This window comes from Methylobacter sp. sgz302048, from assembly GCF_052162025.1.
GTDB lineage: Bacteria > Pseudomonadota > Gammaproteobacteria > Methylococcales > Methylomonadaceae > Methylobacter.
Genome location: NZ_CP197401.1, coordinates 2311040 through 2333993, shown reverse-complemented (window position 1 = coordinate 2333993; position 22954 = coordinate 2311040). Strand labels below are relative to the sequence as shown.

The 22954-nt window shown below is 47.1% G+C and carries 26 protein-coding genes and 1 tRNA gene; 21 read left to right on the top strand and 6 right to left on the bottom strand.

From position 1 onward, the window contains the following. Positions 1–69: 69 nt before the first annotated feature. Genes alaC through thrC form a run of 3 tightly spaced genes read left to right on the top strand, consistent with a single transcriptional unit; the run spans position 70 to position 3710 of the window. Entirely contained in the window at positions 70–1254 is a 1185-nt protein-coding gene (gene alaC / locus ACTNE6_RS10605; protein WP_194968777.1) for an alanine transaminase, read from the top strand. Positions 1255–1294: 40 nt separating this feature from the next. Further along, the gene (locus ACTNE6_RS10600; protein WP_442496662.1) at positions 1295–2605 is read left to right on the top strand and encodes a homoserine dehydrogenase; all 1311 of its coding nucleotides are present in this window, start codon (positions 1295–1297) and stop codon (positions 2603–2605) included. Between the two features lie 10 nt (positions 2606–2615). After that, entirely contained in the window at positions 2616–3710 is a 1095-nt protein-coding gene (gene thrC / locus ACTNE6_RS10595) for a threonine synthase (protein WP_442496661.1), read from the top strand. A 136-nt stretch (positions 3711–3846) separates the two neighbouring features. On the opposite strand, the gene ACTNE6_RS10590 is transcribed toward thrC, so the two are convergent. Genes ACTNE6_RS10590 through ACTNE6_RS10575 form a run of 4 tightly spaced genes read right to left on the bottom strand, consistent with a single transcriptional unit; the run spans position 3847 to position 7241 of the window. Continuing rightward, positions 3847–3981 carry a chromate resistance protein ChrB domain-containing protein gene (locus ACTNE6_RS10590; protein ID WP_442496660.1) on the bottom strand — a complete coding sequence of 45 codons (135 nt, stop codon included), beginning with the start codon at positions 3979–3981 and terminating at the stop codon, positions 3847–3849. A gap of 1 nt (position 3982) precedes the next feature. Continuing rightward, positions 3983–4921, bottom strand: a complete 939-nt coding sequence (locus ACTNE6_RS10585) for a DUF1259 domain-containing protein (RefSeq protein ID WP_442496659.1) — start codon at positions 4919–4921, stop codon at positions 3983–3985. Continuing rightward, positions 4918–6291 (bottom strand): chromate efflux transporter, encoded by a 1374-nt coding sequence (gene chrA, locus ACTNE6_RS10580; protein WP_442496658.1) that lies wholly within the window; start codon positions 6289–6291, stop codon positions 4918–4920. The genes ACTNE6_RS10585 and chrA overlap by 4 nt, the downstream gene beginning before the upstream one ends. Further along, the gene (locus ACTNE6_RS10575) at positions 6288–7241 is read right to left on the bottom strand and encodes a chromate resistance protein ChrB domain-containing protein (RefSeq protein WP_442496657.1); all 954 of its coding nucleotides are present in this window, start codon (positions 7239–7241) and stop codon (positions 6288–6290) included. The genes chrA and ACTNE6_RS10575 overlap by 4 nt, the downstream gene beginning before the upstream one ends. Before the next feature lie 361 nt (positions 7242–7602). Between ACTNE6_RS10575 and ACTNE6_RS10570 the strand changes: the two genes are divergently transcribed. Both ACTNE6_RS10570 and ACTNE6_RS10565 read left to right on the top strand, forming a co-directional pair. Continuing rightward, the gene (locus ACTNE6_RS10570; protein WP_442496656.1) at positions 7603–7851 is read left to right on the top strand and encodes a PepSY-like domain-containing protein; all 249 of its coding nucleotides are present in this window, start codon (positions 7603–7605) and stop codon (positions 7849–7851) included. Between the two features lie 240 nt (positions 7852–8091). Continuing rightward, positions 8092–8165 (top strand) — tRNA-Gln (locus tag ACTNE6_RS10565). A 17-nt stretch (positions 8166–8182) separates the two neighbouring features. Here the strand turns inward: ACTNE6_RS10565 and ACTNE6_RS10560 are convergent. Further along, a complete protein-coding gene (locus tag ACTNE6_RS10560; RefSeq protein WP_442496655.1) occupies positions 8183–8407 on the bottom strand; it encodes a hypothetical protein in 225 nt (74 codons plus the stop codon). Positions 8408–8452: 45 nt separating this feature from the next. Between ACTNE6_RS10560 and dusA the strand changes: the two genes are divergently transcribed. The 5 genes from dusA (at position 8453) to ACTNE6_RS10535 (ending at position 13555) form a co-directional block, all read left to right on the top strand. Further along, entirely contained in the window at positions 8453–9454 is a 1002-nt protein-coding gene (gene dusA / locus ACTNE6_RS10555) for a tRNA dihydrouridine(20/20a) synthase DusA (RefSeq protein WP_442496654.1), read from the top strand. Then, positions 9454–10035 (top strand): GTP cyclohydrolase I FolE, encoded by a 582-nt coding sequence (folE, locus tag ACTNE6_RS10550; protein ID WP_194968827.1) that lies wholly within the window; start codon positions 9454–9456, stop codon positions 10033–10035. Before dusA ends, folE begins: the two co-directional genes overlap by 1 nt. Before the next feature lie 9 nt (positions 10036–10044). Beyond that, complete coding sequence (gene hemH / locus ACTNE6_RS10545; RefSeq protein WP_442496653.1) at positions 10045–11028, top strand: ferrochelatase; 984 nt, start codon at positions 10045–10047, stop codon at positions 11026–11028. A gap of 185 nt (positions 11029–11213) precedes the next feature. Next, positions 11214–12812, top strand: coding sequence for a MutS-related protein (locus ACTNE6_RS10540; RefSeq protein ID WP_442496652.1), 1599 nt, complete (start codon positions 11214–11216; stop codon positions 12810–12812). Positions 12813–12982: 170 nt separating this feature from the next. Then, entirely contained in the window at positions 12983–13555 is a 573-nt protein-coding gene (locus ACTNE6_RS10535) for a lytic transglycosylase domain-containing protein (protein ID WP_194968767.1), read from the top strand. Positions 13556–13623: 68 nt separating this feature from the next. Here the strand turns inward: ACTNE6_RS10535 and ACTNE6_RS10530 are convergent, their stop codons facing one another. Next, a complete protein-coding gene (locus ACTNE6_RS10530; RefSeq protein ID WP_442496651.1) occupies positions 13624–14208 on the bottom strand; it encodes a Maf family protein in 585 nt (194 codons plus the stop codon). A 51-nt stretch (positions 14209–14259) separates the two neighbouring features. Here ACTNE6_RS10530 and ACTNE6_RS10525 point away from each other — a divergent pair, with 51 nt between their 5' ends. From ACTNE6_RS10525 to tmk, 11 genes are all read left to right on the top strand, one after another. Next, positions 14260–14793 carry a YceD family protein gene (locus tag ACTNE6_RS10525; protein ID WP_228778889.1) on the top strand — a complete coding sequence of 178 codons (534 nt, stop codon included), beginning with the start codon at positions 14260–14262 and terminating at the stop codon, positions 14791–14793. Beyond that, complete coding sequence (rpmF, locus tag ACTNE6_RS10520) at positions 14793–14975, top strand: 50S ribosomal protein L32 (RefSeq protein ID WP_081679042.1); 183 nt, start codon at positions 14793–14795, stop codon at positions 14973–14975. The genes ACTNE6_RS10525 and rpmF overlap by 1 nt, the downstream gene beginning before the upstream one ends. 85 nt (positions 14976–15060) lie before the next feature. Beyond that, complete coding sequence (gene plsX, locus ACTNE6_RS10515; RefSeq protein ID WP_194968765.1) at positions 15061–16089, top strand: phosphate acyltransferase PlsX; 1029 nt, start codon at positions 15061–15063, stop codon at positions 16087–16089. Further along, positions 16086–17054, top strand: coding sequence for a beta-ketoacyl-ACP synthase III (locus tag ACTNE6_RS10510; RefSeq protein WP_442496650.1), 969 nt, complete (start codon positions 16086–16088; stop codon positions 17052–17054). Before plsX ends, ACTNE6_RS10510 begins: the two co-directional genes overlap by 4 nt. A 21-nt stretch (positions 17055–17075) precedes the next feature. Beyond that, positions 17076–18026 (top strand): ACP S-malonyltransferase, encoded by a 951-nt coding sequence (gene fabD, locus ACTNE6_RS10505; RefSeq protein WP_442496649.1) that lies wholly within the window; start codon positions 17076–17078, stop codon positions 18024–18026. Next, positions 18019–18747 carry a 3-oxoacyl-ACP reductase FabG gene (gene fabG / locus ACTNE6_RS10500; protein ID WP_194968762.1) on the top strand — a complete coding sequence of 243 codons (729 nt, stop codon included), beginning with the start codon at positions 18019–18021 and terminating at the stop codon, positions 18745–18747. The genes fabD and fabG overlap by 8 nt, the downstream gene beginning before the upstream one ends. 145 nt (positions 18748–18892) lie before the next feature. Next, positions 18893–19129, top strand: a complete 237-nt coding sequence (gene acpP / locus ACTNE6_RS10495; protein ID WP_194968761.1) for an acyl carrier protein — start codon at positions 18893–18895, stop codon at positions 19127–19129. Positions 19130–19220: 91 nt separating this feature from the next. Beyond that, the gene (gene fabF / locus ACTNE6_RS10490) at positions 19221–20465 is read left to right on the top strand and encodes a beta-ketoacyl-ACP synthase II (RefSeq protein ID WP_442496648.1); all 1245 of its coding nucleotides are present in this window, start codon (positions 19221–19223) and stop codon (positions 20463–20465) included. A 39-nt stretch (positions 20466–20504) separates the two neighbouring features. Next, complete coding sequence (pabC, locus tag ACTNE6_RS10485) at positions 20505–21338, top strand: aminodeoxychorismate lyase (protein ID WP_442496647.1); 834 nt, start codon at positions 20505–20507, stop codon at positions 21336–21338. Continuing rightward, positions 21335–22333 carry an endolytic transglycosylase MltG gene (gene mltG / locus ACTNE6_RS10480; RefSeq protein WP_442496646.1) on the top strand — a complete coding sequence of 333 codons (999 nt, stop codon included), beginning with the start codon at positions 21335–21337 and terminating at the stop codon, positions 22331–22333. The genes pabC and mltG overlap by 4 nt, the downstream gene beginning before the upstream one ends. Continuing rightward, positions 22330–22953 carry a dTMP kinase gene (gene tmk / locus ACTNE6_RS10475; protein ID WP_442496645.1) on the top strand — a complete coding sequence of 208 codons (624 nt, stop codon included), beginning with the start codon at positions 22330–22332 and terminating at the stop codon, positions 22951–22953. Before mltG ends, tmk begins: the two co-directional genes overlap by 4 nt. Position 22954: the final 1 nt, after the last annotated feature.

Below are 22954 nucleotides of genomic sequence, written 5' to 3'. Positions count from 1 at the left end.
AGTAACAACAGTACTTTAGACTGTTTTTTTAACCTTTCACTTATATACTTGAATTCTCAAGGGCTGTTAATGGAACAATTTCATAGAATAAGTCGCTTACCTCCCTATGTCTTTAACATTGTTAATGAACTAAAAGCCAAAGCCCGCGCAGCCGGAGAGGATATTATCGATTTTGGCATGGGCAACCCGGATCAGCCTACGCCAGAGCACATCGTCAAAAAGCTGATTGAAGCAACGCAAAGAGGGGATACGCACCGTTATTCCGTTTCCAGAGGCATCCCCAGACTCAGAAGAGCTATTTGTAATTGGTATAAAAACCGTTTTGACGTTGATCTGGACCCTGAAAGCGAGGCTATTGTCACGATAGGTTCGAAGGAAGGTCTCGCGCATTTGGCCCTGGCGACTTTGGGGCCCGGCGATATCGTGCTGGTGCCCAGCCCAGCTTATCCGATTCATCCTTACGGCGTTGTGATTGCCGGAGCCGATCTTCGGCACATACCCTTGGTGCCAGGCGTTGATTTCTTTGAGGAACTACAGAAAGCCATCATCGATTCCTGGCCTAAGCCGAAAATGCTGATCCTGAATTTTCCCGGCAATCCGACCAGCCAGTGCGTGGAACTGGATTTCTTTGAAAAGATTATTGCTTTGGCCAAAGAGCACAAGATCTGGGTAGTCCATGATATTGCCTATGCCGACATCGTGTTCGACGGCTATAAGGCGCCATCCATTCTTCAGATTCCTGGCGCAAAAGATATAGCGGTCGAATTTTTCTCGCTGTCGAAAAGTTATAATATGCCAGGCTGGCGTGTCGGCTTTATGTGCGGCAACAAGCAACTCGTAGCCGCTCTGGCACGTATCAAATCCTATCTGGATTACGGCACTTTTACGCCTATTCAGATCGCAGCGATCGCTGCACTGGAGGGCCCGCAGGATTGCCTGACCGAAATTGCCGAAATGTACAGAAAGCGCCGGGATGTGCTGTGTGATGGCTTAAATGCAGCAGGCTGGCCAGTTAGCAAGCCCAAAGCGACCATGTTTGTCTGGGCGCCTATTCCGGAACCCTACAAGGAAATGGGGTCGTTGGAATTCTCGAAAAAGCTGCTGGCGGAGGCCAAAGTGGCTGTTTCTCCCGGCATTGGTTTTGGCCAGCATGGCGATGATCATGTTCGGTTCGGATTAATTGAGAACGAGCATAGAACCCGTCAGGCGGTGCGCGGTATTCGCAATATGCTGAAGAAAGACAACGTTATATGACATTAAATTTAGTAAAAAATGCTTTGTGCAGGAGTTTGATTTGAAACCGGTAAAAGTGGGGGTTTTAGGATTAGGTACTGTCGGGGGCGGTACTGTCAATGTTTTGAAACGCAATGCGGCTGAAATCGCACGCAGAGCGGGCCGTGAAATCGTCATCACCCGCGCGTCGGCAAGGGATTTGAACCGCGAACGCATTTGCGATACGCAAGGTATCGTTTTAACAACGGACCCTTATGAAATCATCAATGATCCGGAAATCGACATTGTCCTGGAACTGATTGGCGGCTGTGGTCCGGTCAAGGAAATGGTTTTGACGGCCATCGCCAACGGCAAGCATGTTGTCACAGCCAACAAAGCGCTGATTGCCTTGCACGGCAATGAGATTTTCGCCAGAGCCAGCGAAAAAGGCGTCATGGTGGCGTTTGAAGCTGCAGTTGCCGGCGGCATTCCGATTATCAAGGCCATTCGTGAAGGATTGAGCGGCAATCAAATCCAGTGGCTGGCCGGTATTATCAATGGCACCGGCAATTTTATTCTGACTGAAATGCGTGATAAAGGCCGTGATTTTTCCGACGTTTTGGCCGAAGCGCAAGCGCTAGGTTATGCAGAGGCCGACCCGACTTTTGACGTGGAAGGCATCGATGCCGGCCATAAGTTGACGATTTTGGCCTCTATCGCGTTCGGCATACCGCTGCAATTTGATAAGGTTTTTACCGAAGGTATTACTAAAATCACGCGTGAAGATGTTGAGTACGCTGAAGCATTGGGTTACCGCATCAAGCATTTGGGTATCGCCCGCAAGACGCCTGAAGGGATCGAATTAAGAGTTCATCCGACACTGATACCGGCACGCCGCCTGATCGCCAATGTCGACGGTGTCATGAATGCCGTGCTGGTTAAAGGTGATGCGGTAGGTCCCACTTTATATTATGGTGCCGGCGCCGGTGCTGAACCGACTGCATCTGCCGTCGTTGCTGATGTGGTTGATGTCGTGCGGGCATTAACCGGAGATCCTGAAAACCGGGTGCCGCATCTGGCTTTCCAGGCCGATTCGTTGGCAGATATACCGGTGTTGCCGTCAGAAGAATTTAAAACCGCTTATTATCTGTGCCTGCATGCTGAGGACAAACCCGGCGTTCTCGCTGACGTAACAAGAATTCTTGCCAACCACCAGATCAGCATTGAAGCCATTATCCAGAAAGAAGCACTGGATGACAAAGGGTTCATGCCGATTATTATGCTGACTCAGATCACGCTGGAAAAAGAAATGAATGCGGCCATTGCTGAAATTGAAGCTTTACCGATGGTCAACGGCAAGGTCAATCGAATCCGCCTAGAAACTTTGGGATAAATAAAAAAACATGTCTATTCATAAACGTTATACCGGTCTCATCGAACATTACAGAGACCGTCTGCCCGTCAGTGAAACTACTCGTCTGATCAGTCTGGGCGAAGGCAATACGCCGCTCATTCAACTGCAAAACATTCCCCGTTTGATCGGCAAAGATGTTGACATTTACGTCAAGTACGAAGGCCTGAATCCTACCGGTTCGTTCAAGGACCGCGGCATGACGATGGCTGTGACTAAAGCCGTGGAAGAGGGCAGCAAGGCCATCATCTGTGCATCAACCGGAAACACATCAGCTGCTGCGGCAGCTTATGCCGTCCGCGCAGGCATTAAAGCATTCGTATTGATACCCGAAGGCAAAATTGCCTTGGGCAAACTGGCCCAGACGCTGATGTATGGCGCTGAAATCATTCAGATCAACGGCAATTTTGACAGGGGTATGGCGCTGGTTAAAGAAGTGGCCGATCACGCCCCCGTTACTATCGTGAACTCGATCAATCCGTTCAGGCTGGAAGGCCAAAAAACAGCGGCGTTTGAAATCGTTGACGAACTCGGCCGCGCTCCGGATTATCACTGTCTGCCCGTCGGAAACGCCGGCAATATCAGTGCATATTGGAAAGGCTATAAGGAATATTCAACCGATACAGCGACGCATCAAGCTGTCACCAATACGCGCCCGATCATGTGCGGTTATCAGGCGGCCGGAGCGGCTCCGTTTGTGCTCGGCAAAATGGTTGATGAACCGGAAACACTTGCTACGGCCATCCGTATCGGTCATCCTCAATCCTGGGATTTGGCCTGGGCGGCGCAAAAAGAGTCCGGCGGTTGGTTCGACAAGTTCTCAGATGAGGAGATTCTGGCAGCTCAAAAAATGCTGTCTCAATATGAAGGCGTATTCTGTGAGCCGGCATCGGCTACCTCGTTAGCGGGCGCTTTGCATGATATTAAAACCGGCAAAATACCTGAAGGCAGCAAAGTCGTGTGTACGTTAACCGGTAATGGCTTGAAAGATCCCGACAGCGCGATTAAACAATGCGCAGCAGCCCATCCAGTTACGATTGAAGCCAATCTGGATGCCGTCAAAAAGGCGATTTTGGATAATATGTAATTCGAGTAGTCTTTTGACCGATAAAAAGCCGACAATAGTCGGCTTTTTTATTTTCAAGGTTATGCATCAACTTCTCTATTGAGCCCGGATATTTCATAAAAAAGAGCAAATTCCGTAGAGTTCGGCTCCTGGGATTTCATAGGAAGGCTCCCGTCTCATAGGCAAGCCTGAGCACATCGCCCGGCGGCACGTAAACAAACTCCGCGTCTGGATCGATAAACTGGGCAATCAGCCAAGGACAGGCAATGCGGTCGATTTTAGGGCGTTCCACCTCATGTTTTCTTTCTGGCTTTGAGCTTGGCTGTTTTTTGCGTGTCCAACGCCGATTTAATAGCTTTGGCTAAATCATTGGCAGGTCCGATACCCCAATAATGCAGAAACATGATTCGGGGCGACTCCTCAACCATATGATTGTGAATGGCCGTAATGTTAATGCCGCCCGTGCGTAAGGCTTTTAATACGCCTTGCAGCTCGGGTTCCCGCATGGCAAAGTCGCCATCCACACTGGCTTGTTCATTGCTGCCGACGAATACCGCCCAGGTATTGACGCCCATGACTTTGCCAGCCTCATGCCCTGCCATTTTAGTGGTTCGGCCTATCGTGACTTTATAAACGTCACCGGCTTTCTCAACCGGGGCCTCGATAATGGCTTCAATCGCCTTGGAGTCCAATGAGGTCTTGGTGACATCCATCGAAGCAGACGGCGCGGCGGATTTGCTGCCGGCGGTGGACTGAATGGCCTGGAACACTCTGCCGATCGCGGTCGCCATCGTGTCCGAATCACCCGTGCCGCCAATGTGCATGAACATCACCTTAGGCGTATCCCAGAGGAAGTGATTATGCAGAGCGGTTACTTCGATGCCATTGTCCAACGCCGTACTCATGACCGAATTCACCTGATCTTCCTGGAGAACCAAGTCGCCCATCACCATGACCTGACGGCCCGCCGGCTTGAAAGCCGCCCAGGACGTCAGCCCCATGGCCGGAATGATCTTGGCGCCGGCCACGGTCACGCTGAGATCGGAGCGTGGCTGGCTAACCTTGAAGACATGCTCGGCTTTATCAAGCGTACCTTTCATGCCGGCCAATTGCTCGATTTTGGCGGTATCCAAGTCAACTGGATGGGCTTGTCTGGGCTTAGCGGCTACGGGGCCTATGAGGGCTGTGCACAGCACCAGTACGACAGCTTGAGAATAACGGACAGTATTCATAATAAAACTCCTACCTGGAGCAACCAGGGCTTGAAGAAAGTGAACAACAGTCCAGCCATGCCACAGGCGGCGATGGCCAGGATGACGCCAACCTTGTAGCGAAACAAGGCCAGCAATGCGCAGAAGCCGATCAGGGCGGCAGCGCCGTCAAACCGGCCGGTAAAACCTTGCGGCCAAAAGACGTGATAGGCAAAAAACACGGCCAGATTTAAAATCACGCCGACCACGGCGGCGGTAATGCCGGTTAATGGCGCCGTGAACTTCAGATTCCCGTGCGTGGATTCGACCAGAGGGCCGCCCGCCAGAATGAACAGGAAACTGGGCAAAAAGGTGAAATAGGTCACCAACGTGGCCGCTACCGCACCGGTCCAGCCTAACTGCTCAGGCCCGAATAGCGCCTGCGACCAGCCGGCCACGAAGCCGACAAACGTGACTACCATGATCAGGGGGCCGGGCGTGGTTTCTCCCAACGCCAGCCCGTCGATCATCTGCTGAGGCTGCAGCCAGTGATAATGCTCGACAGCCCCTTGATAGACATAAGGCAGCACTGCATAGGCGCCGCCAAAGGTCAGCAGCGCCGCTTTGCTGAAAAACCAACCCATCTGCGTCAAGGCATGGCTCCAGCCATGATAGACCGTGAGTATTGCCATCGGAACGGCCCAGAGCAGGCTGCCGACAGTGACAATAGCCGTCAGCCTGGACCAGCAAAACCAAGTATGTGCCGGCCGGGGGGTATCATCATCGATCAATGCCGCGCCGTAAGACTTGTTGGTTTCATTATGACCGCCTCCGATTCGGAATGTCTCCGGGGCAATGCGGCTGCCCAGGAAGCCGATCAGCGCTGCCATGACAACGATTGCTGGAAATGGCACCTGCAGCAGGAAAATGGCCAGAAAAGACAAGCCGGCGATAAACCACAAGATTTTATTTTTCAGTGCACGCGAGCCGATGCGGTGCGCCGCTTGCAGCACAATCGCCGTCACCGCCGGTTTAATGCCGTAAAACAAGCCGGCCACCCACGCCACATCGCCAAACGCGACATAGATCCAGGACAGCGCAATCAAAAGACACAGTGACGGCAGGATGAATAAAGTGCCTGCGACAATGCCGCCCCAGGTCCGATGCATCAGCCAGCCGATGTAAATGGCCAGTTGCTGGGCCTCCGGGCCCGGCAGCAACATGCAGTAGTTCAAGGCATGCAAAAAACGGCGCTCGGAAATCCAGCGTTTCTTCTCGACCAACTCCTGATGCATGATGGCGATCTGCCCGGCGGGGCCGCCAAAGCTGATGAAACCAAGCTTCAGCCAGTACCGAAAAGCTTGCCCAAACGTGACGGGTGGTGGTGTTTGCGATAAGTCGGGTTTATTCATGACTCGGTTCCTGAAAAAGCCTGATAAAAGGCGTCAAAAATCTTTTCTGCTTCGGCCAGCAGTTCATCGTCATCGGTCCAGCGCTGGCGCATCCCGCTCATGAGCATCTCCAGACCGGCTGCTTCAAGAACGGGAATTCCTCCCGCATCGAGGTAATGCACTAAAGCGCCGATGCGGTTTAAAGCCGTATCCTTTGTCAATCCAAAACTGGCCAGTAAAACTTCAAAAGTGACTTTCGTCTCTACATGCGTAAATACAGCCCCGTCGAAATCAAACCCCAGCGCTTCGGCAGGGCAATCGGCCGGTGGCTTAAGCCAGATGAAGCGCGCTTCAGGATCGATGAAGCGCCGGATAAGCCAGGCGCTGGCAAGCCGGTCTATCCACGGCCGGTGACGTGTCGCCCAGATTCTGTGACGATAATCCTGAGGATGGAGCCGCTTGATCCGATGCTGGACGGCATGGGGTTCATCCGGCACAAGGCGCTCTTGGACGGCATGTTCCAAATCTTCCAGAGCCGTTGCGGTCTGTTCCTGTGCTGCACCAGAGAAAAAATCATGGAGAGCAATGGCTTCAAATGTCTTGCGCAACCGGTGCATCTGTTTTTGCAGCTGCCCCATGTCTTCGATCTGAAGACTCAAGTCGGCGGTTTGCCGGATCTCCTCAATCAGTCTTGCGTAATCGGCCGAGCGGTCGAAGAAGCGTTCGAAGAGTGCTTGCTGTTCATCGTTTTCACTGTTCAACGCCAGGATATGGGCGCTGCCTCCGCCCGAGATGACGTCTTCGGCCTGAAGCTGAAGCGTTTGCCGGAACTCCGGGCGATAGGGCAGTAAATAGACGCCATCGCGCAACACGCCGCAGCCCAGCGCTTTTAGTGTCCGCCACACACGCATGCGGCCGGCGGAATTGCGGGTCGGCAAACTGACAACCAAAATGAGCCAGGAACAGTTCATATTTATGAGTTCTTATATAACAATATTGTTGAATATTCTACTTGATAAGCGTGTAAGAACGTCAATGAAAATTCTGATCGTGGAGGTTTTATCTTCACGATTCTCTGCAGGAACGCCGCTAATGTGTGTGAGTTAAAACATTCGTCTCTACCTAAGGAGTGTTTATGAAAAACCAATTACTGGCGGTGGCAGCCGCCCCCGCGAACGCTGGCAAAACAAATTGAGCAAAAACCAGGTACCCAAAGAGGTCATCACGGCTTTTGAAAAAGCCCATCCCATGCCAAGGGCATGAAGTACGAGGAGAAAACGTTTGAAGGCAAAGCGGCCCATGAGGTGGAATACAAGGAAAATGGCAAGGAATATGAAGCGACCTATGGTGCTGATGACCTTGTTACAGAAAGAAGAGGAAATCGATCGCGAATCGCTACCAGGGCCCGTCGCTGATGCTGTCAAAAAAGCTTATCCAGAAGCCAAGATTGAGGAAGTAGAGAAATTAATGAAGCTGGATAATACGGTGACTGGCTATGAAGTCGAGATCAAATCCGCTGGCAAGGAAATCGAACTTGAACTGGATGTTAACGGTAATATTCTAAAAACCGAAAACGAATAAACGCACGCTATTTGCCCCATAAGGTGCTGCCGTGAACAGCACCTTATGGGGCATCTCTATAATGCAACTTGACCAGATCGACAGCATTGACCAGCAACTGCGATTTTTGATTGCCGAATTAGAACGTAATGGAAGGATTAATTTCAAGAATTAAAAAATAATTACTTTGTACTAACACTTCATTCTTTAATAGTAGTAGAATATAAATAAGACAATAAATGTTGCTCCATCATTAATTACTGGCTCTTCGTCTAGCGGTAGGACTCTGGATTCTGATTCCAGCTGCCGGGGTTCGAATCCCTGAGAGCCAGCCATTTAATTCTTAAGCACCTTAGCTAATTTCAACTGTTTCCCGATTTCTTCCTTGGCTTGCAATCAATAGCAAGCTTAACAAGCGGACAATTGAGCAGCCATTTTCAATTTTGCATCCTTTTCTAGTTGCATAGAGAACTGCGCCTAAGATAATGCTCAATGATCGACACCAAGATGTAAATTCTCCAGCATCGCCATTTCGATTTCTTTTTCTTGACTTCCGTCCAACTAATACGTCAAGCATTATTTATTCCAGCGAATCTTTTTGCCATCAATCATTTTGTTGACAATGCACAATACAGATAAATACACAGAAACCAAGACAACAACGGATCATGCCTTTTGCGTCGCCCCGATGCTGGACTGGACAGATAAACACTGCCGTTTTTTCCACCGTCTGATTTCACAACATGCCTTCTTGTATACTGAAATGGTCACAACTGGCGCTCTATTACATGGTGATCATCATCGGTTTTTACAGTTTGATGTAACCGAGCATCCTGTCTCATTTCAATTGGGCGGCAGCCATCCTAAGGATCTGGCAACTTGTGCAAGGATGGTTGAAGATTATGCATATGACGAAGTTAATCTAAACGTCGGCTGCCCCAGTGATCGGGTTCAGAACGGCCGTTTCGGGGCCTGCCTGATGGCAGAGCCGGAACTTGTCGCCGAGTGTGTGGCGGCAATGCGGCAGGCGGTTTCAATTCCGGTAACGGTCAAATCGAGAATAGGCATTGACGAGCGCGATTCATACGAAGGACTGGTGCATTTTATAGCGACTGTGGCCGATGCCGGCTGCCGCACTTTTATCGTTCACGCCAGAAAAGCTTGGCTAAGCGGTCTGTCGCCCAAGCAAAACCGCGAAGTTCCACCGTTACGCTACGACATGGTCTATCAGTTAAAAAATGATTTTCCGGCACTAGAAATTATATTGAACGGCGGCATTACAACATTGGATCAGGCTGAAGAGATTCTGAAGCATGTCGATGGGGTCATGATGGGGCGGGAAGCCTATCACAATCCGTATCTTCTGGCCGACGTGGATAAGCGTTTTTTTACCGAGTCCCGTGAGCCCAAGTCACGGCAGGAAATAGTGATGCGACTAATTCCTTACATTCAACAGCAGCTTAAAACCGGTGCTCGCTTAAATAATATCTCTCGGCATATTCTGGGCCTGTTTCATGGTGAAGCCGGCGCACGAGGCTGGCGCCGGCATATCAGTGAAAATGTCACTACACCCGATGCGGATGAAAATGTCATTTTGGATGCATTAAAATTCACTGCTCAATGATGTATAATAGCAAGCCTTTTACAATTGAGACTGAAACAATGGAAGAGCATTTTTCCAAAATTATCGAAGCAGTCGGTGAAGACTTAAATCGAGAAGGCCTGATCGATACACCCAAACGCGCAGCCAAGGCCTTTAAATTTCTGAACAACGGCTACGGTAAGACGCTGGATGAAGTGCTTAACGGCGCTATTTTTACAGCAGACACCGAAGACATGGTTATCGTTAAGGATATTGAATTGTATTCCTTATGTGAGCACCATTTACTGCCGTTCATTGGTAAATGCCATGTCGGCTATTTGCCAAAAGGCAAAGTGCTCGGCTTGTCCAAAATCGCTCGTGTTGTCGATATGTATGCGCGACGCCTGCAAATTCAGGAAAAATTGACCAAGCAAATTGCTGATGCCATTGAGATTGCAACCGGTGCCAGAGGCGTTGCTGTGGTTATCGAAGCCAAGCATTTATGCATGATGATGCGCGGCATCGAAAAACAAAATTCAGTCATGACGACATCGGTAATGACAGGTGTGTTTCGCAAAGAGATCAGCACCCGTTCTGAATTCTTAAACCTGATAAACCGCTAGGCTTTTTACATGCCGCCTCAAAGCGCCACCGCCAACAAAACGGGCGTTCTATTGGTGAACCTGGGGTCGCCAGCGGCACCTACCACTTCGGCAGTCAGGCGCTTTCTCAAAGAGTTTCTTGGCGATCCTCGCGTAGTCAATCTGCCGCGTCCTCTATGGTGGGTGATACTACGTTTTTTCATTCTGCCTTTCCGTCCGCACAGGTCGACGGCTGCTTATCGTAAAATATGGGATGAAAAGGGATCGCCTTTAGTTTTTTTTACCCGCCAACTGACCGATATGGTCGCTCAACGATTAAATGCCAAAGGCGTTATAACCGATTATGCAATGCGCTATGGCAAACCTTCCATAGCCGAGCAGTTAAACGTCCTTAAAAAACAAGGCATCGACAATCTGATCATCCTGCCGCTTTATCCTCAATACTCTTCAACAACGACGGCATCCGTATATGATGATCTGATCAAGGAACTGAACCGCTGGCGGCATCTGCCCAGCTTTCAGTTTATCAGTGATTATCATCAGGATGAGCATTATATTGCCGCGGTTGCTGAGTCTATTGAGAAAATCTGGCGCAAACAAGGGAGGAATGATCTACTTTTGATGTCTTTTCATGGTTTGCCTGAGCAGTTAATCAAATGGGGCGATCCTTATTTTCATCAGTGCCATAAAACTGCCGCTTTGATTGCAGAGAAACTCGATCTCGACAAAGAAAACTGGTGTGTTGTATTTCAGTCCAGATTTGGCAAGGCACAATGGCTTAAACCTTATTGCGCGGAAACACTGCAAAATCTTGCAAGACAGGGGGTTAAAAAAATTGATGTGGTTTGCCCGGGGTTCGCCGTGGACTGCCTGGAGACTCTGGAAGAGATCGCCATGGAAAATAAAGCCCTGTTCATTAAAGCCGGCGGTGAGACCTATCGCTATATTCCTGCTCTTAACGATTCAAAGCTTCATGCTGATGCTATAGTTAAGCTAATTGAACAAAAACTTTGAAAATTATCGGCATAAAAGGGTACGATTCAATCTGTGCAATATATCGCTTAACGCGCAGCCTTTCTTTTGCCTGCATTGGCGTGAGCAAGAGATTGATGTCTCGAATAAAAAAAACATCATGCTATCCGGCGTTTTCGCGGCGATTATAGTTTTTAGAGTCCCGGTAAAAATAAAGAGCTAAAGTGATGAAAGAAACCATATTACAAAGCTGGCAGGATGTTATTTGGCCTACTGTTCAGTCCAGCAAACCGCTGAAGACCGGCGAGGGTGTCATTGATGAGCGCTCCTTCAATACGATCGAGGTCAACGAAGTGTTTGATGCCATTAATCATGCATCAACTCTGGTTGGGCAAGCAGTCCTGTTTCGCTCTTTAACACAGCCGCTGGACGTTATGGAGGATATTCAGGCAAAGCAGGAAGCCATCGAGGAACTTCGCAATAACCCGTCATTAAAAGACAACATCGAGCGCATCGTGCAAAACGCAACGGCGCATGAGAAAAACTTTTATCTTCTTTTGTTCGGCGAATTCCTCGGGTCCTTTGGTACAGCCAGGGAAGAACATGAAATCGAAGGTTACGGTTATTTGCAGTATAAAAGAGGCATTCGCCTTATGCTTGAGCTGGTTGACCAGATTCAGACCAGTGAAGCACCCAGGAGCCGCTATCTCGCAGGCATTTTTGAAAAAATAAAAGCTTTTGCAGAAACCCGGTCTTATTCATTGATGGAAGGCCCTGCCTATATTACTGAAAACGGCATTCGATCCAAACGGGAGAGAGAAGGCTCATTTTCTCCGGCCATCATATTCAGACCTCGTATCTTCAAGCCGCTCTTGCTGGCGCTAGTTTTCGGCATTATCTGGGTGCTGGCACATCTGTTTCCGACGGATATGTTCCGGATTTCAGTGGAAGTCATTCCAACCCTTTCCATCTTTTTTATCCCTTTATTACTGGTTTATTTTCCGGTAGTAGGAGGGTTCGACCGAGACAGTTGTATTATCCCGTTAAGAAATGAGTTTAAAAACTCACAGACGGTTGGCGAAACGCTGGATGCGCTGGGGCAATTAGATGAATTGCTCTCATTTGTAAAATTTGCCGATGCGTTTGGCGGCGATATGGTTTTACCCAAGCTGATTGAGGCCGACCACCATCGCATCAATCTTGTCGATGCCAGAAATCCGGTTTTGGGCAAGCAAAATCCTCAATATGTCGGTAATGATTTTGTTTTGGAAGATGACAAATTGGTCCTGGTAACAGGCCCTAATAGCGGGGGTAAAACCGCATTTTGTAAAACCGTCACTCAAATCCAATTACTGGCGCAAATAGGATGTTATGTGCCTGCCAAATCCGCAACCCTTACCGTAGCGGATAGAATTTTTTATCAGGTGCCGGAAATTAGTCATTTGGATGACGGGGAAGGGCGCTTTGGTACTGAATTGAAAAGAACTAAAGATATTTTTTTAGCAACCACGGCTAAAAGTCTGGTTGTGCTAGATGAGTTGTCCGAAGGTACGACGTTTGAGGAAAAGATGGAATCTTCTGCCAATGTGCTTAACGGATTTTATCGAAAAGGCAACAACACCGTATTAATCACTCATAATCATCAGCTTGTCGATAGTTTTGTCAGTAAAGGCATAGGTTTGCCCAAACAAGTCGAGTTTTCTAATGATGCGCCGACTTATAAACTTATCCCCGGCATTTCCCGCATCAGTCATGCTGATCGTGTTGCTAAAAAGATAGGCTTTTCAAAAGAAGATATAGACAACTATCTGTCCGATTCCAAGTAAAAAATTGTTCTGCTTCTGGCAGTGTAATCAAGTTTTTACTATCCTTATAAGGACAGTAAATCAATATCCGCTGTTCTCGCATAGCCCTATACCGATGGGGCTATGTTGGTATTGGTTTGCCAGAGATGCTGCGCATGCAGTTTTGAATCTGACTAGGAAAAATAACAAAAATGATAAGAGTCGCTGTTGTTTTATTGTTTGCCTTGTTTGTGTCCAATCAAGTTCTGGCTGATGTTTATAAATATGTTGACCCTGAAGGGCATGTCTATTATACGGATGACCCTAAAAACAGCCTCTATAAGCGCATCATTCGAACAAGACCCAAGAGTTACGCAAAAGCACTGCCTTTTGTAAGCGTCAACAGAAAAAGATATGCAGACATGATAGCTCAGGCTGCCGCCAGGCATCAGGTTGACGAGAAGTTGCTGCATGCCGTGATTCAAGCGGAGTCGGCCTATGACGCCGCCGCCGTTTCATCGGCCGGAGCAGTGGGGCTAATGCAATTAATGCCGGACACAGCAAGGCGCTATGGTGTTACGGACCGCCGCGATCCTGACCAGAATATTGATGGCGGAACACGATACTTGAAAGATTTACTGCGAATGTTTGATTCGAACCTGGACTTGGCTGTTGCAGCCTATAATGCCGGCGAAAATGCAGTTATACGGTATAACAAATCAATTCCGCCATACCCTGAAACACGCAATTATGTAAAACAGGTCTTGGCTCTCTACAATAGATAAGTGTTTTATCCCAGAGAACTTGCTGTAGATTGCATGATTCGAGGTAATACAGTTAAAAAATTCTTCCGTTAAAGCACATGCACGCCAAATTTCTCCAATAAGGAAGTCAGCTTAATCAAAGGTAAGCCCGTCAAGGAGTTCGGGTCATCGCCTTGAATTTTTTCAAACAACGCGATCCCCAGGCTTTCAGACTTAAAGCTGCCGGCACAGTCGTAAGGTTTCTCAAGGTCGACATAATGTTCAATCTGTCGGCATGACAGTGTTTTAAAATAGGCGGTACAGACATCCAAGTCAGTCAAGCAACACATTGTATTGCTGTTTATAATGCAGATGCTGGTAAAAAAAATAACGGCATTTCCTGATGCCGCCTGGAGTTGCTCTATTGCTCTGGCTCGACCGCCAGGCTTGTGCAATTGTTGGCCATTGAGCACGGCGACTTGATCTGAACCGATAATAAGATGGTCGGGGTACTTTTCACATAGCGCTTGCGCTTTTAATTTCCCTAACCGCAATGCGAGCGCTTCCGGGGCTTCGTGCTCAAGCGGTCTTTCATCGACTTCAGGGCTGATAGCTTTAAATTCCAAATGAAGTTTTTTCAATAATGCTTGTCTATAAGGTGAACTTGACGCCAGAATTAAGTTATTGATTTTCATATTGCCAATTGTTGTAAGTTTGACGCAGTTATTGATTCCAGATATTATTGTATGGTTATGTTAGATCGATTGCCTGAATATGTCGACCCTTTGCAGCTCGCAGATAAGCGAGCTGAATTGAAGGGCAAAATACCTTTAAACAGCATGGATCGTTTAGCGGAATCACTGCTGAGCGACGCCGGGACTGTTGCTGTTGATCTTTTTTTTGGACGGGAGGGAAGACTGGCCAAAATTGAGGGACACATAGAGGCGATTCTGGAACTTGAATGCCAAAACTGTTTGCAGGCTATGGAATGGCCCGTTAGTGCTGACATCAAACTGGGTATTGTTACCTCAATAGATCAAGCAGATAGATTGCCCGAAGATTATGAACCTTTATTGATTGAAGAAGAGAAAATACCTCTTAAGGATATTGTTGAAGACGAGTTGTTACTGGCTCTGCCAACTTTTCCAAAGCATCAGCACGCATGTTCAGTGCCGGATGCAGACTTTAACAAGAAAGATCAATTATCTGATGAGGAGCAGTCAGCCCCTGAAAATCCTTTTTCCATCTTAGCCAAACTTAAAAAAACTGGAGATTTATAATGGCAGTACAAAAAAGTAAAGTATCACGTTCAAGACGTGGTCAACGTCGTTCACATGATGCTTTAACCAGCAGAGCATTATCTCAAGACCCGATGACAGGTGAAACTCATTTGCGTCACCACGTCACTCCAGACGGTTTCTTCAAAGGTCGCCAAATCGTAACGACTGGCGACGAAGATTAATCAATCTTTCTCCCTTTTAGAATGATGATATGCCGAACCCGATTGGGTTCGGCTTTTTATAATAATTCCGGAGTCATTCATAAGCGTGAGTTTAACAATTTCGATTGATGCGATGGGCGGGGATCATGGTCCTGAAGTTACCATTCCAGCATCATTGGATTGTTTGAAAAGCAATCCAGACTTAAAACTGATCTTAGTGGGCGATGAAGCTGTTTTAAAACCACAGTTAACAGAAGCATTAATTGAATTCAAGGATAGACTCACTATTCATCATGCGTCGCAGTGCGTCGGCATGGATGAGTCACCATCCAAGGCGCTAAAGAACAAGAAAGATTCATCAATGCGGGTGGCTATTAACCTGGTTCGTGACGGCCAGGCCGATGCCTGCGTTAGCGCCGGCAATACCGGTGCGTTAATGGCGACCGCTCGTTTTGTTCTGAAAATGATTCCAGGCGTTGACCGCCCTGCCATTATTTCTACTTTACCGTCAATTTATGGGCATACCCACGCGCTTGACCTCGGGGGAAACGTAGACTGCAGTGCTGAACATCTTTTTCAGTTTGCTGTCATGGGCGCCGAATTGGTTAAAGCCGTAGAAAATATTGAGAACCCGAAAGTCGGCCTGCTAAATATTGGCGAGGAAGATGTAAAAGGTAATGAGCAGGTTAAAGCTGCAGCAAAATTACTGGAAAATTCATCGTTAAATTATATCGGTTATGTAGAAGGTGATTCTTTAAATGCAGGAAGTATTAAAGTTGATCTGATTGTCGCCGACGGTTTTGTAGGCAATGTTGCGCTGAAATCGATTGAAGGCGCGGCTAAAATGATCGGAACAGCGCTCAAAGAAGCCTTTAACAGAAACATTTTGACCAAGCTTGCGGGATTGCTTGTTTACCCGGTCCTCAAGTCATTCAAAAAGCGCATTGATCCGCGACTCTATAACGGCGCCAGCTTTCTGGGATTGCGCGGGCTTGTTATCAAAAGCCATGGAGGAGCCGATGTGTTGGCTTTTAAAACAGCCATACATCTTGCCGAAGTTGAAGTCAAAAAAGATATTATCAGAAAAATAAGCGAGCAAGTTGAACAAACTTTGGCAAGGAGAGAGAGCGCATGATCCGCTATTCAAGAGTAATCGGTACCGGCGGATATCTGCCAGAAGAAGTTCGCACGAATGATCATATATCGCAAACTGTAGATACATCCGATAGTTGGATTCATGAACGCACCGGCATTAAAAGCCGACGCATTGCCGGGCCGAATGAAACGGCTTCAAGCATGGCTGAAATTGCGGCGAGGCAAGCCATAGATGCGGCACAAATTGATCCTGAGGAAATTGATTTAATAATTGTCGCAACAGGGACGCCCGATCGCGTTTATCCGAGCACAGGCTGTCTGTTGCAACAGCGTTTAGGCATTAAAAACTGCGTAGCTTTCGATGTACAAGCAGCTTGCTCAGGTTCAATATTCGCCTTGAGTATTGCTGATCAATACATTAAAACAGGCGCTGCCAAAAAAGTGCTTGTCGTCGGCTCTGAAATCTGTTCACGCATTATTGACTGGACTGATCGCGGCACTTGCGTTTTATTCGGTGATGGCGCTGGCGCCCTATTGCTAGGCTCTTCAAATGAAGCCGGCATTTTGTCAACGCATATCCACTCCGACGGCGAATATGAAGATCTGCTTTACTGTCCGAATCCACAGGCGGCCGCCGAGCTTAATAAAGACGAGGCCGGTTACGTAAAAATGCGTGGCAACGAAGTGTTTAAGATCGCCGTAAACACACTAGGCCGTATTGTTGATGAAACGCTGGAAGCCAACAATATGCAGAAATCCGATGTGCATTGGCTGGTTCCTCATCAGGCTAACATACGCATCATTGCAGCAACAGCTAAAAAATTAAAAATGCCTATGGATCATGTTGTTTTAACGCTTGAAAATCAGGGCAACACATCTTCTGCTTCAGTGCTTCTCGCATTTAATGAAGCTGTGCGTGACGGCCGCATCCAGCGCGGACAAGTGGTGTTGCTTGAAGCGTTTGGCGCAGGGTTTACATGGGGTTCTGCATTAATTAAATACTAATAACTATAAACAAGCGTATTAATGAGCAAGCAAAATTATAATTTGGCTTTTGTTTTTCCGGGACAAGGTTCTCAATCCGTCGGCATGATGTCGGAGTTGGCCGAAAGCTATCCAGAAGTAAAACAGATTTTTGAACAGGCATCCGATGCATTAGGAAAAAATTTATGGTCTATTGTATCTTCAGGGCCTGAAGAAGAACTTAACCAAACACACAATACACAGCCAGCCATGTTGGCTGCTGGCGTTGCTATCTGGAAAGTTTGGTGCAAGCAGAGCAATATCCGTCCAGCCTGGATGGCGGGTCATAGCCTTGGCGAGTACACTGCGCTGGTTTGTTCGGACGCAATATCCTTTGAAGACGGAATAAAACTGGTGACAGCAAGAGGCCGGTTAATGCAGGAAGCTGTGCCTGCGGGCGTTGGCGCCATGGCGGCAATTTTGGGGCTTGAAGACCATCAGGTTGTCAAAGTGTGTGCGGAGGTGGCGGAAAATGAGGTTGTCTCAGCCGTTAATTTTAATGCCCCGGGGCAGGTCGTTATTGCCGGGAATACGGCGGCTGTCGAAAGAGCTATAGCCGCTGCAAAGGAAGCTGGCGCTAAACGCGCGGTACAGTTACCGGTCAGCGTCCCATCTCACTGTGCATTGATGCAGCCAGCGGCCGAAAAACTGGATGAACAATTGCAGAATATAGTCATCAGCGCTCCTAAAATGACATTGATTCATAATGTAGATGTTGCCGCACACAGTGCATCGGAAGTCATTCGAAGCGTACTGAAAGAGCAACTCTATAAACCCGTGCGTTGGGTTGACAGCATTAAGTTTATGCATGACCAAGGCGTTACCCATTTTGTTGAGTGCGGCCCCGGCAAGGTATTGATTGGCTTAAACAAGCGCATCGCGAAAGATGCCGAGCATATGGCTATATATAACCCGGAGACTTTAAATAAAGTATTGGAGCAGTTAAATGACTAAGCAAGTAGCATTAGTGACAGGCGCCAGTCGCGGTATCGGCAGAGCAATCGCCGAAAGATTGGCCGAGGATGGTTTTTTTGTTGTCGGCACAGCAACTTCCGATAATGGCGCCGATTTAATTTCTGCTTATCTCGGTGAAAACGGCAAAGGCTTAAAACTTGATGTGGCCGATCCTGAATCGATTGCTGAAGTTGTTAAAACAGTTACCGATGAGTATGGAACCCCCACAGTATTGGTCAACAATGCCGGCATTACGCGCGATAACCTACTCATGCGCATGAAGGACGAAGACTGGGACGATATTATCAATACGAATTTGACTTCGGTTTTTCGCATGAGCAAAGCCGTGTTGCGCGGCATGATGAAGGCAAAAACAGGGCGTATCATCAATATATCGTCCGTGGTTGGCGCTACAGGCAATGCAGGCCAGGCAAATTACGCCGCGGCAAAGGCCGGCATGATCGGTTTTGCCAAATCGATGGCTAAAGAAGTGGGTTCACGCAATATTACTATCAATACGGTAGCGCCCGGGTTTATCGATACCGACATGACCAAGGAATTGGGTGAGGACGTTAAAAATTCCTTATTAGCTTCCATTCCTTTGGCTCGACTGGGCGAAGCCAAAGAAATCGCCCATGCCGTTTCATTTTTGGCTTCAGAAGGTGCCGCTTATATCACCGGTGAAACCATTCATGTAAACGGTGGCATGTTTATGCCTTAATATTGTGAGATTTTTGCAATATAAAGTATAATCCCCCCGCCGTCTGGAATTGCCGGAGACGGGATTTCTAGTAAAGTTAATAACAATACTATTGTAAGTTTCTAACCAAATACAAACAAACTTACATTGTTTGAGGATAATAATTATGAGTAACATTGAAGAACGAGTAAAAAAAATTGTAGCTGAGCAATTGGGCGTTAAAGAAGATATCGCTACTGATGCTTCATTTGTAGATGATCTTGGTGCTGATTCTCTGGATACAGTTGAACTCGTTATGGCTCTTGAGGAAGAATTCGAATGTGAAATTCCAGACGATGAAGCTGAAAAAATTACAACTGTTCAACAAGCTATCGATTACGTAGAAAAAAACGCAGCGCAATAGCCTGTCTTTTAGTGGATGGACCTTCTCGTTCATCCACTAATCAGAATAAAATCTTTCTTACCTCCCTATACATTTCTTACGGTACATTACATTGAGCAAACGTCGAGTCGTAATAACTGGATTAGGCGCTGTCACGCCTTTAGCTAACACTGTCGCTGAAACTTGGGACGGTATTATCAACGGTAGAAGCGGCATCACTCCAATTGATTCTTTTGACATTTCTCCATTTGCCACTACGTTTGGCGGCGTCATAAGAAATTTCGACATTACTCAATATATTCCTGACAAAGATGCTAAACGAATGGATGCTTTTATTCATTATGGCATCGCTGCCGGCTGTCAGGCTATTGAAGACTCAGGCATTGAAGTCACCGAGGCTAACGCTGAGCGTATTGGCGTGGCAATTGGTGCAGGTATAGGTGGGATTACCGGAATTGAAGAATGCTACGCCACTTATGAAAAAGGTGGCCCACGTCGTATTTCGCCATTCTTTGTGCCGGGCAATATTATTAATATGATCTCAGGCAACCTTTCAATCAAATATGGATTAAAAGGCCCTAACTTTTCCATTGTTACGGCCTGCTCAACAGGTACGCACAATATTGGCGATGCTGCACGTTTAATTAAATACGGCGATGCCGATGTTATGGTCGCTGGTGGTGCTGAGCGCTGCACTACCTCGCCAACGGCCATGGGCGGCTTTGCCTCTGCAAAAGCCTTGTCACGCCGCAATGATAATCCCCAGGCAGCTAGCCGCCCTTGGGATAGAGATCGAGATGGTTTCGTATTGAGCGATGGCTCCGGGGTCGTTGTCCTGGAAGAACTGGAACATGCAAAAGCGCGCGGCGCAAAAATTTATGCTGAAGTAGTCGGCTATGGCATGAGTGGCGATGCCTATCATATTACAACCCCTTCCGTAGGGGGAGAAGGTGCGGCCCGTTGCATGCGCAATGCCTTGCGTGATGCGGGCATAAATGCGGATCAGGTTGATTATATCAATGCGCATGGTACTTCAACGCCTGCCGGCGATATCGGAGAAACCCAGGCAATGAAAGCAGCTTTAGGCGAACACGCCTATAAAGTTGCTGTCAGCTCAACTAAATCCATGATAGGACATTTGTTAGGCGCTGCCGGCGGCATTGAAGCTGTACTCACAGCCTTAAGCATCAAAAATCAGATTGCTCCGCCAACGATTAACCTGGAAAATCAAGACCCAGAATGTGATCTTGATTATGTGCCCAATACCGCCAGAGATATGAAAATTGATATAGCCATATCCAACTCATTCGGTTTTGGCGGCACTAACGGATCTATAATTTTTAAACGTTACGAGTAACGCTGCAACGTATTGCCCAATACGTAATGCTTCTTGCTGATGATTCTGGTAAATGGCGAATGCAAGCAGCATATTGAGATATCTGATCGCGGCTTTCAGTATGGCGATGGATTATTCGAAACAATAGAAGTTAGAAATGGACAACTTGTATTTCTCGATCGGCATTTAAAGCGCTTAAATACAGGTTGCCGTCGACTCCATATCCCGTGTCCGGATCCTGAACTGATTACCGCCGAAGCTCTCGATCTTTGCAAAGATTCGAGTTTAGCTGTACTCAAATTGATAGTCACTCGAGGGTCTGGCGGACGGGGCTACCGTCAGCCAGACTTAATTCAACCTACCCGCGTATTAAGCCTTCATCCTTATCCCGATTATCCTTCCTCATTCGTAGAGCATGGCATTATTGCCCGTTTCTGTACTACTCGTTTAGGGTTGAACCCATCATTGGCGGGAATTAAACACATGAATCGGCTCGAACAGATATTGGCACGGGCCGAATGGAATGATCCGGCTATTCAGGAAGGAATTATGATGGATGTCAATGATCATATTATCGAAGGGACTATGACCAATCTTTTTTATGTTAAAAATGGTTCAGTTTACACCGCATCACTGTCTCAATCGGGTATTGCCGGCATTATGCGCAGTATTATTATAGAAATATTGTCAAGTAATCATATTAAAACAGTTGAGAAGCCGTTTAAGAAAAATGAATTTTTATCGGCTGATGAAATATTTGTCAGCAATTCAATCATTGGTTTATGGCCAATCAATCAAATTGAAAACAAACATTTCTCGATAGGCCCGATAACCAGACAAATACAATTTTGCCTCGACAGACTGAAAAGCGGGGCGGAGGCGTCTTTGCCATGACCCTTAAAATTATCGGATTTACATTGGTGATCTTCATTTTTACGGGCGGATGGGCATGGACTGACTATCGAAGCGCAGTAAAAAATCCTGTAGTGCTCGATAAACAGGTTTATATAGATATTGAAAAAGGCGACTCATTAAACCGGATCACTGATAAATTGATCGATCAGAACGTGGCCATTAACCCAATCTGGTTTAAAGTTTTCGCCTACACAAGCGAATCAGCCAAAAAAATTAAAACAGGAGAGTACGAATTAGCGCCTGGTTTAAATATACCGGAAATATTAGCCTTATTCGTTCAAGGCAAAACCAAGCAATATGCGATTACCTTTCCAGAAGGGTGGAGTTTTAAGGATATATTGCAGGAAATCCAGAAAAACCCTTATCTGGAGCATACTTTAAACAGCACTGATATTGAAGCTCTAATGCTGCAAATTGGAACGGATGCGAAGCATCCTGAAGGCATGTTTTTTCCCGATACCTATTTCTTTGAAAAACATATGTCCGATGTTTCTTTGTTAAAGAGAGCTTATGACAAGATGAAACAGGTATTGCAACAGGCATGGCATAATAAAGCCGAAAATCTGCCTTTTAAAAATCCTTATGAGGCGTTGATTCTCGCTTCAATTGTAGAGAAGGAAACCGCAGTAACTGAAGAAAGGCCTTTAATTGCTGGCGTATTTATTCGCCGGCTTGAAAAAGGGATGTTGCTGCAAACCGATCCTACAGTAATTTATGGCATGGGTGAGTTCTATAAAGGCGATATTACTTACGAAGATTTAAAAAATACCACTCCTTATAATACTTATGTTGTAAAAGGCTTACCGCCTACCCCGATAGCCATGCCCGGGCAAGATGCCATTTATGCGGCCCTGCATCCTGATAACGGCGATAGCCTTTATTTTGTTTCGCGTGGTGATGGAACGCACGCCTTTTCGTCAACATTAAAAGATCACAACCGAGCGGTTGATACCTTCCAAAGGAAAAAACAGTGACTAGAGGAAAATTCATTACCTTGGAAGGCGGAGAAGGTGTAGGCAAAACCACGAACCTGTCTTTTATAAGCAGCTATTTGCAAAATCACGGTATTGATGTCATCGTTACTCGCGAACCCGGCGGTACCCGATTGGCGGAAAAGATACGCGAGTTACTACTGGATTCGAATAATGAGAGTATTTCAGAATCGGCAGAATTGCTACTTATGTTTGCAGCAAGGGCTCAACATATCAAACATGTGATAGAGCCTGCGCTGTCGCAAGGGAAATGGGTGCTTTGCGATCGTTTCACTGATGCGACCTATGCCTATCAAGGGGGCGGCCGCAACATGAATATAAATACTATAGAATGGTTGGAAAATCTTGTACAAGACACTCTGCGTCCTGACTTGACATTGTTGCTCGATGCGCCCGTCGAGGTTGGTATTGAGCGGGCAAAAGATCGGGGACAACTGGACAGATTTGAATCTGAAAAAATCGACTTTTTTGAACGCGTCAGGCAGGCTTATTTAAGACAAGCCGAGCTTTACCCTGAACGAATCAAACTTATTAAGGCGGATCAACCATTAAGCGATGTGCAAAATAAACTAATTGACATGCTCAGGCCATTAATAAGATGAG